Here is a 16,621-nt window from a genome sequence, read left to right as displayed (position 1 = left end):
AAATTGCACATCTAACTTTCTTCTAAACGAGCTCTTGAGTAAGATAGTACTCACTACTCCTAAACATCGGATGTTGCGCTATGAAATCAACCCTCTTAAAAATCACTGTTTTTCTGATCTCGGCAATTGCACTCCAAGGCTGCGGAGGTGGAGGTGGAAGCAGCGGCAATAAAAATGGCTCTTCAAATAATCCCAAGCCCTCCCCTATTATCACTAATAAGATTGTTGGTAAGTGGATTGATTACTTTCCAGAAAATAATTGTAAAGAAGTTCACGAATATAAAGCAGACAAAACTTTTACTGTAAAAGGAAACGAAGCCGAAATTAGAGGTACTTATGAAACAGGCTCTGTATCTAGCAATGGCAGTCAAACTGTTACGCTTAAGTTCACCCAATACAATGGAAGAGTAGATTGTTCAAACTCGACAGGAGCTATTGTTGGTGAAACCGCCAGTTTCAAAGCAACTTACCCTACACATCAGCTTGTTTTAAGTAATCCTTCTTCAAATGAACGAGTGTTTGTACTTAATAAAGCCGTCTCATTCACTACAACTTCCACCCGCGAAGAGCTTCAGGCAAATGAACGACTTTCTTTAAAACTTATCAGTGCTAACGAAAAGCTAGTAAATCCCAAAATCATTACATCACCGTCAGAAGTAAAATGGAATGAAGATGGAGAGTTGTCTTGGACGGCGCCAAATTCCTTTTTTTATCAACAAAGTGAGCATCAATTTAAGCTCACCGCTGATAATACGACAGATGTCTTTACTGGTAATATCAAAGTCAACGATGAAAAAGCGGGGCTCCCCATAGCAAGCTCCTTTACTCTTGATAAAAGTCATGATCATAAACCGATATACGCTGACTTTGATGGCGATGGTAAGAAAGAGCTATTACTACTCAATAGAAACGTTATCAGCTTAGTTGAAGTAACTCATGATGGTTATAAGCATAAGTGGAGTTACCCATATCGATTTAATGGCTCGCCAGATCTATACATTGAAGCTGCTGATATTAATAACGATGGAAAGATAGATATTCTGGTTAGGGATGATAAACACTTATATCAGATCACCGATTTAACCAAAGAAGCTGAAGAAATACTTAGCATAAAGTATGGCTCAATAGATAAATTCAAAGTTATTGACTTAAATAACGATAATACCCCAGAAATTGTTTTTAATACTGAGTTTGGTGCAACACACAGATATATTGGTATTTATGACTTAACAAAAAATGAAGTTATAAAGCAATATGATAGCAAACCAAATGAAGGATTTAAGGCATTTAACATTGGTAATGTAGATGAAGATCCACAACTGGAAATCGTCACCTCTAATGGGTATATCATAGATTTAAAAACTGACGAAATATTTAGGATTTTTAATAAAAACACTTTCTTAGCCCCCATGTTGGTTAACCTTGGCAATACTGACTATAAGATGATAGTACCTGGAAACTCAAGTAACTTAGAGTTTTGGAGTGCTGTTACAAAATCAAAATTATTTGAATACGAATTGATACAAAGTGGTGGAGCTTGTGGTGTAATTATTACCAACCTAACCAATGATGACTCTGACGAAATTGTTGTGCAAGAATGTGCGGATGATTCTCAAGTTGTTATCCACTCTCTGGATTGGAAAGATAATAAGCTCTCAATAAGTAATAGTATACGCGTTCCAGCTAGTGCTTCGCATAATCCATTGCAATATCAATTTTTAGGTGATCTTGAAAATGATAATTCATTGGACGTTATTAACGTTAGAGAAGAGTCCGTATTTGTTATCCCTTTAAATGGAACTCAACATAGTACCTATTCACGTTCACACGATAATAGGTATTATTTAAATTTGGGTTGGGGTGAAGTATCACCTGGAGTATTTAAAAATATTGGCTTAACTTCCGGTAGTTGGTTTGATGAGTATTACCTCACCCATCAAGATAACACTTCAAACACTCTGAAACAGTTTACACTCGAGCGACGATTCACGCCTACCGTTGAAAAAACAGCGCTTAGCGACATTGAGGGTGACGGCACTAGTGAAGTTATTTTCATCGAAGAGGCTGGCATACAAGAAAAACATCTAGTATCGATAAATGCTAACAATGCCGAACAATTACTGAAAATTTCGATAGGTAAAGATTATATTGATTTTTTAAAGATTCACGATGTTGATGGTGACGGAAACAAAGATGCCCTCATTTTTTCCAAGGATAAGCTTAAAGTAGTGAACCTTAAGACTTCTACCATTCATGATGTCACTGGTGACTTCAAAACACTTTCACATTCAGATTATGAGTATGAAGTTTATAGTACACCTAGCAGTAAGACTAATATTCTTCAATATTCACCACGACGTTTTTCTTCTGACTCAAAAACGAGGATCTTTAGTGTAAACCCTTCATTTGTATCAACTAAGACTGCTGAAGAAAAAATTCATACTCGTTGTAAGAAAATGGCTTTTAATCATCAAAACAACAAATTGTATTGTAACCACCAAGGTAGTTTTGTGGATAAAAAGCTCATTGAATTTAGTCAAGATTTAACACCATTAAAGAATATAAGGTTTCCTCAAGAGTGTAATGGCTTTGATGAGATGTTGGTTCATGGCGATCGAGCATTTTTTGGAAACTACATTGTTTGCGGAATATCACTATCCTCAGGAAAATTACTCTGGCAGTCTCCAAGCTTAAATGAGCCAGTCGAAGACGGTTTTCATTTCACTCCTAAAGGGGAAAGTAACGATCGAGAAAGAATTTCTTTTGCTACTAGAACTGCCATTTTTACAACTAGATAAACTCTAACATCTATTCTTAAAACAGGGTTTGGTGCTCAAGCCCTGTTTCATTACTTTAAAAAGTCAAAGTCTTACCTTCTCCCCTTCATTCAAAATATAAAGCGATACTTTAGAATCCATTTTTTTGTGCATATGTAGCAATCTCAATAATGGAGAATGACTGCTTTTATCCCCCATTTTCCAACTGTTATTGCCATAGCCCCAAGGTATCATCACCTTACATTCAAGCTCATCTGCTGCGACTAAGGCATCTTCAGGTGTTAAATGTACGTATCGATACCAATCGCCGTCTTCCTCATGGTGATAAGAAGCAATAGGCATTAAGCAGATATCCATAGCGCCATAACGCTCTTTGATATCTTTAAAATGCTTGGAGTAGCCTGTATCACCTGCAAAAAATAGCTTTTTATCTTTGTGTTCTATCAGCCAACCACCCCACAAGCTTTGATTAAAATCGTTGTAAATAAAGGGAACCAGAATACGACCACTGAAATGATTAGCTGGAACAAAAGACACTGGAGTATCATTTATGTTGGTTGAGGAATACCAAGCCATTTCATTGATATGAAAATTATCATTTTCAAAGTGTTTCGCAAACCCAAGCGGAACCAGATATTTAATATCTCGTTCCATGTTGTCGATATCAGCTTTGTTGAAATGATCGTAATGAATATGGGAATACATAATGGCATCCACATCTTTAAGTTGCTGCTCAGATAACCATTGTTTGGGCTCATTACGGTAAATACCTCCGGTCAGCCAATGGGCAAAGCTGACAGGTGAGTCAAATTGCTTTGTTATTGGATCAAGTAAAAAGCTGCTTTCATCAGACGTCTTAATATAAAAACTGGCGTGACCTAGCCACTGTATTTCGATACCTGTCTGTAACTCGGTTTTTTCATTATGTCCTGTAAAAGTACAATCTTCTGCATCTAGCTTACATTTAACATCAGAGGATTTGGGGTAGCAGTTTTCTTCACAAGTAACAGGATAAATCCGCTCTTTTACCTTTGTTGGGTAAAGATTTTGAAAGACTTGTTGATGTGAGTTTTTTCGATACTTAATTACAGAGTTATCATCAACCAGTCTCTGTACATGATTAGTGTTTGAACATGCAACGAGAAGAGTCCCTAACAGACAGCACAAAAATAACCGCGCCATTTAATATTCCTTTGCTTTTGGTAGTGCTAGCTAAAATCAGTTAGCTAATACCAAATCCACCTTTCTTAGGGAACAAAGTAACATTATGTTTGAGTGGCACAAACTCAAAAGCTGTAAATTTATGTAACAGCTATAAGCCCAACATATAGTGTTGGGCTTCAGTCATTTGAACGTTAGGGCATGTTTAGGTTAATTATTAAAACTGATAATTAAGACCAACACGAATGTCACGTCCAGCGCCCGGTACGCCATTATTCAAAAATGGTGTGTACGCTTTATCTACCAAGTTTTTAACCGTTACGTATCCTTCTAATCCCTCAATGACACTATTTGTCGGTTTATAACTCAAGTACAAGTCTTGAAGTAAATAAGCGTCAGAGGTTTGATTAGTTCTAAAGGCAGACTTCGCAGGTAAATCTTTTTCAGACTTTCTGTCATACCAACGACCTTGCCAAGCAAGTTCGATTTCCTCGGTAATGAAATAACCCATTTTCAATCGAGCATTAGCAGGCGCTAAGTCTTTTAATGGTTCATCTTTACCGGTTGAATCAAGGCTACTGCCTTTATGCTCACCTTTTATGTAAGCAAAGTTGGCATCGACATAAAAGTCAGCTAAGCGATAGTTAATAACTAAATCTGCCCCTTTGTTGTAATACCCTTTTAGATTGGTGTAGTAACCCTGTAACTGTTCAAACTTTCTATCACCCGGTTTAACGCTTGCGCCTAAACGACGTGCGATATCATTTTTACCTTTGTGATAAAACAGTGTCACCTGTGTAGATAGCGTATCGTTATCTGTGAACAATTGCTCTTCTATATGGGTTACACCAAATTTGTAAGCGTTTAATCGTTCGACTTTTAAATCTCGACTGCTACTGATTGCTTTACTGGCTCTTGGAAACTGGACGGAATAGATTTCATCGACCACTGGTGCACGCAAGGTATAAGCATAATCAAAATATAAGTTCGTATCTTGAGTCAATGCGTAATCTAGCGCCACTCTTGGTGAAAAGCCGCTATGATTAACCGCACTATAGTCATGCCCAGCTTCAGGCGTATTGTAATCAGACGCTAGATTTCCTTTACCTTCACTACGAATATGGTCATAACGTAAAGACGGAGAAATGCTTAAGTCCTCAGTTAATTGATATGTTAACTTCGCATAAATTGCAGTGGTACTCTGTTTTCCACTTGGTTGGTAATAAGGTGTATAGCGTCCGAAGTTTTTATTTTCTCTTTTTGCTTGGCTTTTGTTAAATACTAAAGAGTCACGATCGAGATACAGATACTGTAAACCAACCAGTAAACTATGCTCACCAAACAAACTGGTATTGTTAATGTCTACAAAATGGCGTTTATAATCTAACCAAGACTCATGTCCAAACGCACCGAGCGATACAAACATTTTTTCAAATGCAATTTTAGGGCGTACCCAATGACGTTTATTATCGCTGGTTGAAACAAGTACTTGAGTATCAATCAAGTCACTTTGAGGGTTGAAACGATAGTTAAGAGAGTAAGTTTGATCACGATAAGTGTTCATTACTGTCTGAGCAAATAGCGCGTTCGCTAGACCACCATACTTTTTAATATTGTATGCACTGATCGTAGGCATTTTTCCACGGCGAACCGCCCATGGTTGACGACCTTTATCTTGATAATTTGTATAAGATAATGACAGTGAATTAGGACCAGAATCCCAATCTACTTTGGCAAGCACACTATTTTGTCGATAGCCTGAATATAGGAATTTTTTATCATCGGCAAGGGTTGTATCGTTTGCATCGCTATGAGTGACATGTGCCAGAGCTGACCATTCTGAATTGAATTCACCAAATAGGCTCGTCGTATAACGTTTCTCATCATTATTAGTGCGATGACCTAATTTTACTCTGGCACCAAAATGTTCACCTGATTTAAGAAAGTCAGCCGCACTCTTAGTCGTCACATACATGGAGCCACCGAAACCACCATTGCCCGAACGAACGTCATGAGCACCTTTGATCACTTCGACTTGCTTAATCAAGTCAGGATCAACGAAAAATGAACCATAGCGATATTGCTCAAAACCAATAGGGGCATTATCAACAAATACACGAACATCTTCTTGGCGACCAAAACCCCACATATTGATTCGTTCACCACCAACTCGAGTACCACCATCCATATTGACACCCGGTAGCTGGTCAATCAGTTCCGCAAACTGGGTTGCTTGCTCAACTTCTATTTCTTTAAGAGAAATAACAGCCTCACCTGGCGGGGTAAGCTTTATGCTCTTTTTGTAAGCGGTGCCATTAACGGTAATGACTTCAATAGCATCAACTTTAGCTTCACCAAGCGCACTGCTCTTTTCTTCAGCCCAAACGTTATTTTGTACTGCAAGAGCTAACATTGATAAGCAAAATATTTTCCTTTTTTGGTTCACGACATTATTCTCATCTAAAAAAATTGGCGGAATTATATAGAAACAAACCGCAAATGAGAATACTTATCATTAGCAAATTTAAAAGATATATTTGTTAATAAATGTGTACGAGACAGAGTCGTCAAAAGAACGGATGTGTAGCTCTTTCCCATCACTATCAAACTTCTATATACGATATTACTAATTGTTCTTGCGCAAAACACAGCGAATGTTGATGCTGAAGTGCACAAAAATTTCTTTTAAAATATGGTTACAGGAGCAGTGAGCATGCAGTACAACGCTTTCTCAAAAATTTTCTTAGCCATTGGACTGGCACCTTTCTTTGCACATGCAATGGATTCAGCACAGAACACTTCAACTCCCTCAACAAATGAGCAGTATATTGTGGTGTTAAAGTCACCAGTGAAAAACTCACAGATGACAGCACAAAGTCTAGACACCTTAAACGCCAACTTGGTTAACGAACAAGCCATGCAAGCAGTGAATCAACTGGGTGTCAAAGTGGGTAAAAAGTTTCATCGAATGCTTAACGGTTTTGTTGTTACCGCCAATAAGCAACAAGTAGCCGATTTAGCGAAACTTCCGAGTACCGCCTATATTGAGCCGGATTATCAGGTATCCATTATTCCCGTTGATAATCAACCCCCAACCCCTTCAAAAAAAGTGCAGACCAAAAATGTTGACTGGGGATTAGCTCGTATCGATCAGCATAAACTTTCAGATGTAGACGGTAGTTACACCTATCTTTACGATGGTTCTGGCGTTACAGCTTATGTCGTTGATACAGGTTTATATTACAAACATCAGGAGTTTGGTGGTCGCGCATCCGTCTATATCAATAAAAAAGGCAAAGGGTATGAGAAAAACCCTGCCAATGATGTTGGTGACTGTAATGGTCATGGAACGCACGTTTCAGGCACGATTGCCGGCGGAACTTCTGGCGTAGCTAAAAATGTAAACGTGGTTGGAGTAAGAGTTTTGAGCTGTGAAGGAAAAGGAAGTGACAGTGATGTTATTGCAGGGCTAGAAGAGGTATACACATTAGCCCAGCAAGCTAAAACACCTAGTGTGGTGAATATGAGCTTAGGTGGCCCTCAAGTTAGTCAAGCTTTAGAGCAAGCAGTAGATAAGCTGGTTAATTCAGGGATTCCTGTCGTCGTTGCAGCTGGAAATAAAACCAGTGCTGTTGATGTTCTCGATTCTTGTAAAGGTTCTCCAGCTCATGATCCTAACGCCATTACCGTTAGCGCATCAGACGAAAAGGACAAACGAGCCAGTTATTCATATTACGGTAAATGCACAAATATTTTTGCCCCAGGCTCAAATATCATTTCAGCATGGATAGGTAATGATCATGCTTATGCCAAAGCCAGTGGTACATCAATGGCCTCGCCTCATGTAGCTGGAGTTGTGGCTCTGTATTTACAAGAAAACCCTAAGTTAACCCCAACTGAGATCAGTAAAGAGTTAACCGAACGCTCGACTACTGGGGCAATTAATATGAACTTAGGTTGGTTCCCAGGCAGGAAAAACAAAGAGAGAGCTAAGGAAACACCAAACGCTTTAGTTTATTCACTTCCTAATTAGTTAAACCTTAAAACACAGCCCTAAACAGTTTTTATAGGGCTGTTTTTTAATGTCACAACCCAACATCACTTACCCCTTCGTTTGTTCAATTTACAATTAATTACACATTGAAAAAGACTATTGCATTTTTAGCTGATAGGATTTAACAATTTAGCAACAGTACGGAAGAAAGAAATGCTGAACATAACAGGGTTAACTAAGACTTACGATAACGGGGTTAAGGCGCTGGATGGCGTTAACTTAAACATTGATAAAGGCATGTTTGGTCTACTTGGGCCTAATGGTGCAGGTAAGTCTTCACTGATGAGAACCATCGCAGGATTACAAGATGCCGATAGTGGTTCAATCAATTTTAACGGTATTGACGTGTTATCTGATCCGCAATCCATCAGAAAAACATTAGGTTATTTACCACAAGATTTTAACGTTTATCCACGGATCAGCGCCTTTGATTTATTGAATCACCTTGCCATTCTAAAGGGCATTAACAACAAAAAAGAACGTAAAGAAATTGTTGATAACCTTTTAGCTCACACCAACCTTTTCCAACACAAGAACAAAGCCGTCAGTGGTTTTTCTGGTGGTATGCGTCAGCGTTTTGGTATTGCCCAAGCACTGTTAGGCGATCCACAGCTTTTAATTGTCGATGAACCAACAGCAGGACTCGACCCTGAAGAGCGCAATCGCTTTCATAATCTTTTGGTTAGCCTTGGTGAAGAGAAAGTCATTATTCTTTCTACTCACATCGTTGAAGATGTTTCTGAACTTTGCTCTAACATGGCGGTATTGGCTTCGGGCAAAATATTGCTTGAAGGTCATCCGCAACAGTTAGTGCATTCTCTTAATGATCAGATCTGGACTAAGACTTGCGACCAACAAGAAGCGCAGGAGCTAGAGTCTCAGCTAGATGTGATTTCTAAGCGCTTATTTGCAGGTAAAACCATTATCAATGTACTTGCCAATGAGTGCCCTGAAGGCTTTACGCCAGCTCAAGCTGGGCTAGAAGATTTATATTTCTCTACCTTACACAGCCACCGCAACCAATCTGCGGCATAAGGGGGAAGTATGTTTCTATCAAGCTTAACATTTGAATGGCGATATTATTTGCGCCAGCCCTCTTTCTACATAGTGTCATTTTTGTTTTTCTTAATGAGCTTTCTATCGGTTGCTTCTAACAATGTTGTCATTGGCGGCGGTGGTGAAGTAATGAAAAACAGTGCCTACAACGTAGCCATTGCTATCAATATCATGGCATTTATTGCCATGTTCGCCGTGGTTAATTTTGTGGGCAGTACCGCAATTAGAAACCACCAGCACCAAATGGAAGAACTGGTTTATAGCAAACCGTTAAATCCTTTCGCGTATCAACTTGGAAGGTTATTAGGCAGCTATGCGGTTGTGCTAACTTGCTTTGCGTTTGTACCAATCGGTTTATTACTTGGCTCATTTATGCCTTGGTTAGATCAAACTCGCCTTGGTCCAGTCTCTTTGGACTTTTATATTCAGCCATTTTTTGTTCTTGCCGTACCGAGTTTATTTTTAACATCAGTACTGTTTTACACTATGGCGAATCGATTTCGCTCACTAATGGCTTTGTATTTAACCGCTGTTACCATGCTGGTCTTTTTCAGTTTTGCAGGTGTGTTAGCGAGTCGCCCTGAGTATAGAGAACTGGCCGCTTTACTCGATCCATTTGGACGCTTTACTTTTTCTGAAATTACTCGCTATTGGACGATAGCGGAAAAGAATACTCAAATGCTGCCGTTTGATGCTTTGCTGCTGCAAAACCGTTTAATTTGGTTTGGGGTAGCTCTGTTGATGCTGTTTTTCTCTGGCATTTTAAAGCAGCCAACACTAAGTAAGAAGAAAGACACAAAAAGCAAAAAAGTTGAGGTAATACCTGAGCTAAAACCATTAAAAGACCTTGCCACTACAACCACACCAAATAACTTGGATCAATTTTGGGCAAGGGTAAAGTTTGAAGTCAGGCAAGTTATCTTTAGTGCACCATTTCTAGTATTGAGCTTTTTAACAGTATTCAATCTGGTTGCTCCCATGATTGATGACTTTGGTTGGTATGGTACTTCCAATTGGCCATTAACTACAGCAATGGTAACTGACATAGTCCAAGCAACAGGGCTGTTGATGGTCATTATCTTGATCTATTACAGCGGCGAGATTGTATGGCGTGAACGTAACTCAGGCATGGGCGATATTATTGATAGCCTACCTGTAAAAAATATCAGCTTTTGGTCGTCCAAGTTACTGGCAGTAGCTTTAGTTATGGCAACGCTTTATGTGCTTTCTATGCTGACGACAATCAGTTTTCAGCTCATAAAAGGGCAAGGCCATATTGAGCTTTCGCAGTATGCTATCCGTCTAGGATACTTTTACTTGTTACCATTTTTAATGAGTGCGGTTCTCGCCTTCTTCTTACAGGCAATATCGCCTAATAAGTATGTAGGTATGGCACTATTTGTGGCGTACAACTTAACCACAGTCATTATGGCAAATTGGGGATTAGGGCACAGCCTTTATAACTTTGGTACTTCACCGAATACCGAATATTCTGATCTCAATGGTTATGGCTTAAGCCTAGCTCCTCATACTTGGTATATGTTGTACTGGGGCGCATTAACCACAATCTTGTTTGTGATCGGTTTTGGTTTGTATCATCGCGGACCTCAACAACCACTTAAGTCACGCTTAAAGTCGCTGGGTTACCAAATCGGCTTCACAGGTAAAGCGACGATTGCAGCCAGTTTGTTAGTGTTTATCTCTACGGGTAGTTATTTGTATTACCAAACCAAAGTGGTAAACAACTACATCACCCAAGATGAAAGCTTAGACAGACGTGCAGATTACGAAAAAGAGTATAAGCAATATCAATCTCTTCCTCTACCAACGACGACTAAGGTCAATGCTAAGGTGGATATCTTCCCTGCTGATAGAATGATCAAGGCTGACTTTGCAATCACTTGGCAAAATAAATCGGATCAAGCGATTGAAAAGGTATTAATTGGTCTTCCTACTCATACCAAGGCTGAAGATGTCGAAATTGCGATACCTAACTCTAAGCTAGGTGAGTTCCACCCTGTTTATAGAAGTGCTTGGCTGACATTCGATAAACCTGTGGAACCTAATGCAATCATAGAAGGTCACATCAAGCTAACCCGTAAAACAGTAGGAATCGAGGAGTCTGGTGTCGATTATGCCGTTGTTGAAAATGGCACTTTCATCAACAACTGGAGCTTACTACCGAGTTTCGGCTACCAAGACAATTATGAGATTGCTGATCGCCATGAGCGTACAAAACGTGAATTAGCGCATAAAGAACGTGCCAACAAACTGGAAGATGAAAGCTATCATCATCAAAACTTCTTTGGTGTCGATGGCAACTTCATTGAGTTTGAAACCACAATTTCTACTGCCAATGATCAAATTGCCTTAGCACCGGGATATCTGCAAAAAGAATGGCAAGAAAATAATCGTAGCTACTTCCATTACAAAATGGATAAGCCAATGGTTAACTTCTATGCCTTTATTTCAGCCAGATATCAGGTGAAAAAAGAGCAACATAAAGGAATTAGCATAGAGGTGTATCACCACCCAGTACATAACTGGAATGTTGATCGCATGATTGAATCAGTCAAAGATTCTATCGACTACTTCTCGGAGAACTTTGGTCCTTATCAACATAAGCAAATGCGCATTATGGAATTCCCTTCATATCGCAGATTTGCCCAGAGCTTTGCCAATACCGTTCCGTATTCTGAAAATATCGGTTTTATAAGTGACCTGAGAGATCCTGACAACATCGACCCAGTTTATTACGTAACCGCCCACGAAGTGGCTCACCAATGGTGGGGACATCAAGTGGGAGCGGCGAATGTTCAAGGTAGCGCGGTGATTTCTGAATCTTTGTCTCAATACTCAGCTTTAATGGTGCTTGAGAAAAAGTACGGTAAGAACATGCTACGTAAGTTTATGAAGTATGAACTTGATAGGTATTTACGTGGTCGCTCGAACGAACGCATCAAAGAAATGCCGCTATTGCGAAGTGAGAACCAAGGTTATATTCACTATCAAAAAGGTTCAGTGATCATGATGGCACTGAAAGATGCGATTGGCGAAGAGCGTTTAAATGCAAACCTAAAAGCCTTCTTGCAGCGTTATAAGTATCGTAATGACCCATATCCAACGACATTGGATTTGGTGAGTTACCTCAAGATGGGCTTGGACAGTGAGCAAGCACGCTTAGTCGATAATTCCTTTAACCAAATTTCTATCTATGACCTACGCGTTAAAGAGGCTGAAATTACCAAGCTTGAGAACGGGAATTACAAAGTCGATATGACAGTATTTGCTTCTCGTAAATCAGCATCAGGTAAAGGCGAAGAAACCGAACAGCAATTAGATAACTTAATTGATATCGGGATATTTAGCCAAGATCCAGAAAAACTGACGGATGATGCTCAAGTGTTAATGCTCGAAAAACATCGAATTACCTCTGGCGATAACAAGTTGAGCTTTGAGATTAAATCGAAGTCTGAGCCTAAATTCTTAGGTGTAGACCCGTTTGTAAGGCTGGTTGATAGAGACTCGAAAGATAATATTTATAAGCTGTAGTCAGGACTAACATTGCAATCTAAAAAGCCTCATGCTCTATTAATGTAGATCATGAGGCTTTTATTTTTAGCATTAATGACACGTTATTTTTCAATCTTAATATGCTCACTTTCTAAATGAGCGAGATCTGCTTTCAATAGTGCAATGAACTCTTTCGCAGCAGAAGATAACTCTACCGACTTAGGATATAAAATACCAAAAGACATCCATCTTTCAGGTACGATTGGGCGAGTCACCACTTGATTATCAACTATCTTTGCCGTTAGCGAATCTGCAATGGTAATACCTGCGCCATCAGCAACCAAAAAGCAAGCCAGTTGTGATGAGGCCACTTCACAAGCAAATGCCTTTTCCTGTCCCGCTGAGTGAAAAAAGTCTTCCATTTGAGTTCTAAGTAATAGATGCGGCAAAAGTGCGATCATTGCCTCATCTTTTAAATCGCTGGCATTGATTTCTGTTTTGTCACACAAAGGATGATTTAAAGGAAGAATGGCGGCAGCACGAACTTTAAGCAGCACTTCACTACTGATATCTGGATGATTGATTGGAAGTGGACCAATCCCCAAATCGTACTCTCGCCCTAACAACCATTGCTCCGCATCACGGTGGGTACGAACATCAACACTCAAATGAACATCTGAATGTTCTTCTAAAAAGCGCTTTACTGTCGGTGAAACTAACGTTGGTGCCACGCGAGGCATTGCCAGCACTCTTAATCGTTGAGTTTGTGCCGTTCGTATTTCATCAGCAATACGTTTGATTTCATCTAAGTTATCGAGGATACGTCTTGCTTCGCGATCAAAGGCAAGTGCTTGCTGAGTTGGGATCAGTCTTCTTCCGCTTCGTAAAAACAAATCAAGCTTAAGCTCCCCCTCTAAAGACGAAATCAATCGACTGATGGCTGACTGACTTAAGTGCATCTTTTCAGAAGCTTTTGCGATTGAGCCTTCTATCATAGTGATTCGAAATGCTCTTAAGGCTTTGATGTTCATATAGCCTCCATTCTGTATGCAAATTACGCAAGAGTATATTCCTTATTTGCACTTTGGGAAACCGTTAGTTCACTTTAGAGTTATACCATGTAGCACTAAATTAATTTAAGGAGGTTAAAAAATGAAAGCTAATACCCTTTTTATTTTTAAGTTAACCTTGCTGATCTTATTCAGTGCTATGTTCAACACAGCCTATGGCTCAACTCAAAAATTCCCTGTAAAACCGATAAAACTTATTGTCCCCTATAAAGCAGGTGGCGGAGTAGACAGTTATGCTAGAGCCATTGCTGCTGCTCCTTTTTTTCAAAAAACACAGCCTTTTGCCGTGATCAACCAAGCGGGGTACGGTGGTATCAAAGGTACAATGACTTTAAGAAAGGCAAAACCTGATGGTCACACACTCCTGTTAGTTTCTGCCAGTTCATTATTGTTATCGTCATTACATAGAAAGCCCGACCTTGATCCATTCAGTTCATTTCAAGTTATCGCCCAAGTAGGCGAGCTCAATACTGCACTTGTCGTTCCGGCAGATAGCCCTTATCAGAATACAAGTAAACTCGTAAGAGCCATCCAAGATAAGCACTCGAAAATGCGCTGGGGACACTCTGGAAGAAATAGCTTCCACCATTTCAGTGGTATGGGGTTTCTTAACGCTAATCACTTAAAAGTTCGGGATGTGCCCTTTAGGGGGGGCGGTCCAGCTAGAGCCGCATTAATCAGCCATCAAGTGGATTTTGGCTTTATTGGTGTTCAGCAATTAAAAGGCTATGAATCTCTCTTAAAAGGTTTGGCTGTAAACGCCCACACTCGCGATGAAGCAATGAGCAATATTCCAACGTTTACAGAGTTAGGGATAAAGAACTTTAGCCTATCCTCCCCCGTTGTATTACTTGCCCCCAAAAATACGCCCAAGATCATTGTGAACCAGTTACAGCAAATGCTTAAACAGTTAGCAAAGGTAAACACTTTAAAAGAAAAGCTAGCGAATCAAGGATTAAACATTAAGTACGCCGATTCCCAACAAACCCAATTCCAACTAACCGAATTATTTAATCGTATAACTAACCAACTCAACACTTCTCTATCCCCCTGAAAATACCCTTTATGGAGATAATAATAATGAAAACTAATAAGACATTTTTGCTAAGTAGTTTATTTGTAAGCATGTTTGCTAGCACATCAGTGCTCGCTGACTCGACCGAATCTGAAATTGAAGCGCTTAAAACGCGTTTGGCTGAGCTAGAAAAGAAAGTTGAAAAGAAATCAGCGAAAGTTAAAAACACAGGTGCAGGACTTCGTATTAAAGATAAGAAGACTGGGACTAGCTTCAAGCTAAATGGTCGCTTTCACTTAGATTATGACAATTTCGATGGCGCTTATAACGCGAAAAATGATGGTGATAACTCAAACGATCTGTTCATTCGTCGTGCGCGTGTAGGCATTTCAGGAGATCTAAACCAAGATTGGGCTTATCAGTTTGTTTTGGCATTTGGTGGCGGCAACCGCAAAGGTAAAAACCGCGAAGACGGTCGAATTCAAAATGCGATTTTGAGTTATAACGGCTTTAAAAGAAATGGCGGTCCTCAAATCCAAATCGGTAAAATTAAAGAAGATGTCACTTTAGAAGCCGTTACCAGCAGTAATCACATCACTGCAATGTCTCGCTCAGCCATTGTTAATGCTGTATCTCCATTCTTCAACTGGGGTTTACGTGTAAACCAAAACTTCAAAGACTCTGGTTTACGTTACGCGGTGGGTATATATCAAGCCGCAGATGGTGCAAGCAATGGCCGCAAAGAAGGCGATGGCAACAATCTTTGGGCTGTAACCGGTCGTGTAAATTACGCACCGATTGCCACAAAAGACACTGTTATACACGTAGGTGCATGGGGTTCTATTCGTGAACACGGCGATGCAGAGCTTCGTAACCGTGCACGTGGTGAGATCCGTAATACCAATGTTCGTCTACTTGATTCAAATGCAGGCGGTAAAGGTGTTGCTGTTAGCAAAATCAATGAATACGGACTTGAGTTTGCCGCTGTAAATGGTCCTTTCTCTGTTCAATCTGAGTACATCATGCGTGATGCTGATACCACAAATAGCGCTGACTCTGCACCTGAACTATCCGGTTACTACGTAACTGGTAGTTACTTTATTACTGGTGAATCACGTTACTACGACCAAGCTAAAGGTGCTTTCAAGCAACCTAAAGGTGTTAAAAATGCGTGGGAAGTCTATGCTCGTTTAACCAATGCAGATTCAACATTTAAAAACGCGGCGCTCGATAATAAATCACAAGGCACTGAAATTGACGTAATGACCCTAGGTGTGAACTACTACTTGAACTCACAACTACGATTTATGCTGAACTACCAAGACGCAAAAGTTAAAGGTAGCGAGGCAGCCGTTACTAGCCTAGTTGGTACTCAAGACAAAGGAAAAGGCTTCACTGCTCGTGTTCAGTACACGTTCTAAAATCGTTTTTAATGTATATGGGTTACGATCGTAGCCCATTTTCGCTTCACGCTGTCAGTGCAAAACAATAGAATGGAAACCTCCATGTAACATGAAACGGTATAAGGTTGTGCTAAGAGGCGTCATACTCTTTGTTATTGGATTAACGGCACTTTGGCAGTCGTTGCTCATCCCTCATTTAATTAAAGATGAACTCTGGGTTGGTACTTTACCTACTGTCCTTGCCGTCATTTTATGCGCTATTGGAGGGTATTGGATTATTAAAGATTTCCACCACTCGAAAAAACGCGCTTCATTTGATTTACGCTACAATATCAGCCCCATTTTACTTATTGGAGTTAGCTTAAGCTTTTATCTTGTTATTTCTAAACTGGGCTTCTTTATCGCTCTATTACTTTTAAGCCCAATCGTACTGTTCATTTTTGGTATTCGTAAACCGTTCACAATTTTTAGCTTCACCCTCATCGCCACCAGTTTGTCTTATTTACTTTTATATAAAGTGTTTGGTTTAACACTCACTGTTCCCCTTGTCGGTTATGAGTAAACAAGGGGAG

At 39.8% G+C, this 16,621-nt stretch carries 10 protein-coding genes; 7 read left to right on the top strand and 3 right to left on the bottom strand.

Going from position 1 to position 16,621, the window contains the following annotated elements; translation table 11 throughout:
- Nucleotides 1-80 precede the first annotated feature (80 nt).
- Nucleotides 81-2,798, top strand: coding sequence for an FG-GAP repeat domain-containing protein (locus tag E2H97_RS04160; protein WP_133405968.1), 2,718 nt, complete (start codon nt 81-83; stop codon nt 2,796-2,798).
- 63 nt (nt 2,799-2,861) lie between these two features.
- Here E2H97_RS04160 and E2H97_RS04155 read toward each other — a convergent pair whose 3' ends face one another.
- Together E2H97_RS04155 and E2H97_RS04150 are read right to left on the bottom strand one after the other, a co-directional pair.
- The gene (locus tag E2H97_RS04155) at nt 2,862-3,959 is read right to left on the bottom strand and encodes an MBL fold metallo-hydrolase (protein WP_133405967.1); all 1,098 of its coding nucleotides are present in this window, start codon (nt 3,957-3,959) and stop codon (nt 2,862-2,864) included.
- Between the two features lie 196 nt (nt 3,960-4,155).
- The gene (locus tag E2H97_RS04150) at nt 4,156-6,351 is read right to left on the bottom strand and encodes a TonB-dependent receptor domain-containing protein (protein WP_133405966.1); all 2,196 of its coding nucleotides are present in this window, start codon (nt 6,349-6,351) and stop codon (nt 4,156-4,158) included.
- A 300-nt stretch (nt 6,352-6,651) separates the two neighbouring features.
- Between E2H97_RS04150 and E2H97_RS04145 the strand changes: the two genes are divergently transcribed.
- From E2H97_RS04145 to E2H97_RS04135, 3 genes are all read left to right on the top strand, one after another.
- The gene (locus E2H97_RS04145) at nt 6,652-7,971 is read left to right on the top strand and encodes a S8 family peptidase (protein ID WP_170308245.1); all 1,320 of its coding nucleotides are present in this window, start codon (nt 6,652-6,654) and stop codon (nt 7,969-7,971) included.
- A 174-nt stretch (nt 7,972-8,145) separates the two neighbouring features.
- Nucleotides 8,146-9,027 (top strand): ABC transporter ATP-binding protein, encoded by an 882-nt coding sequence (locus E2H97_RS04140; protein ID WP_133405964.1) that lies wholly within the window; start codon nt 8,146-8,148, stop codon nt 9,025-9,027.
- 9 nt (nt 9,028-9,036) lie between these two features.
- Nucleotides 9,037-12,600: an ABC transporter permease/M1 family aminopeptidase gene (locus E2H97_RS04135; RefSeq protein WP_133405963.1), complete on the top strand. Its 3,564-nt coding sequence runs from the start codon at nt 9,037-9,039 to the stop codon at nt 12,598-12,600.
- Nucleotides 12,601-12,683: 83 nt separating this feature from the next.
- Here the strand turns inward: E2H97_RS04135 and E2H97_RS04130 are convergent, their stop codons facing one another.
- Nucleotides 12,684-13,592, bottom strand: a complete 909-nt coding sequence (locus E2H97_RS04130; protein ID WP_133405962.1) for a LysR family transcriptional regulator — start codon at nt 13,590-13,592, stop codon at nt 12,684-12,686.
- A gap of 121 nt (nt 13,593-13,713) precedes the next feature.
- Between E2H97_RS04130 and E2H97_RS04125 the strand changes: the two genes are divergently transcribed.
- The 3 genes from E2H97_RS04125 to E2H97_RS04115 all read left to right on the top strand — a co-directional run bounded on the left by E2H97_RS04125 (nt 13,714) and on the right by E2H97_RS04115 (nt 16,611).
- The gene (locus E2H97_RS04125) at nt 13,714-14,685 is read left to right on the top strand and encodes a tripartite tricarboxylate transporter substrate binding protein (protein ID WP_133405961.1); all 972 of its coding nucleotides are present in this window, start codon (nt 13,714-13,716) and stop codon (nt 14,683-14,685) included.
- Nucleotides 14,686-14,711: 26 nt separating this feature from the next.
- Nucleotides 14,712-16,067 (top strand): OprO/OprP family phosphate-selective porin, encoded by a 1,356-nt coding sequence (locus E2H97_RS04120; protein WP_170308244.1) that lies wholly within the window; start codon nt 14,712-14,714, stop codon nt 16,065-16,067.
- Nucleotides 16,068-16,158: 91 nt separating this feature from the next.
- Nucleotides 16,159-16,611: a tripartite tricarboxylate transporter TctB family protein gene (locus tag E2H97_RS04115; RefSeq protein WP_133405959.1), complete on the top strand. Its 453-nt coding sequence runs from the start codon at nt 16,159-16,161 to the stop codon at nt 16,609-16,611.
- Nucleotides 16,612-16,621: the final 10 nt, after the last annotated feature.

The organism is Parashewanella tropica (assembly GCF_004358445.1).
In the GTDB taxonomy this organism is placed as follows: domain Bacteria; phylum Pseudomonadota; class Gammaproteobacteria; order Enterobacterales; family Shewanellaceae; genus Parashewanella; species Parashewanella tropica.
The sequence above is the reverse complement of the archived record's forward strand: the minus strand, read 5'-3'. Positions and strand labels throughout refer to the sequence as shown.

Coding starts and splice junctions, on each gene's coding strand:
- E2H97_RS04160 (WP_133405968.1), top strand. CDS start 81: ATGAAATCAACCCTCTTAAAAATCACTGTTTTTCTGATCTCGGCAATT.
- E2H97_RS04155 (WP_133405967.1), bottom strand. CDS start 3,959: ATGGCGCGGTTATTTTTGTGCTGTCTGTTAGGGACTCTTCTCGTTGCA.
- E2H97_RS04150 (WP_133405966.1), bottom strand. CDS start 6,351: ATGTTAGCTCTTGCAGTACAAAATAACGTTTGGGCTGAAGAAAAGAGC.
- E2H97_RS04145 (WP_170308245.1), top strand. CDS start 6,652: ATGCAGTACAACGCTTTCTCAAAAATTTTCTTAGCCATTGGACTGGCA.
- E2H97_RS04140 (WP_133405964.1), top strand. CDS start 8,146: ATGCTGAACATAACAGGGTTAACTAAGACTTACGATAACGGGGTTAAG.
- E2H97_RS04135 (WP_133405963.1), top strand. CDS start 9,037: ATGTTTCTATCAAGCTTAACATTTGAATGGCGATATTATTTGCGCCAG.
- E2H97_RS04130 (WP_133405962.1), bottom strand. CDS start 13,592: ATGAACATCAAAGCCTTAAGAGCATTTCGAATCACTATGATAGAAGGC.
- E2H97_RS04125 (WP_133405961.1), top strand. CDS start 13,714: ATGAAAGCTAATACCCTTTTTATTTTTAAGTTAACCTTGCTGATCTTA.
- E2H97_RS04120 (WP_170308244.1), top strand. CDS start 14,712: ATGAAAACTAATAAGACATTTTTGCTAAGTAGTTTATTTGTAAGCATG.
- E2H97_RS04115 (WP_133405959.1), top strand. CDS start 16,159: ATGAAACGGTATAAGGTTGTGCTAAGAGGCGTCATACTCTTTGTTATT.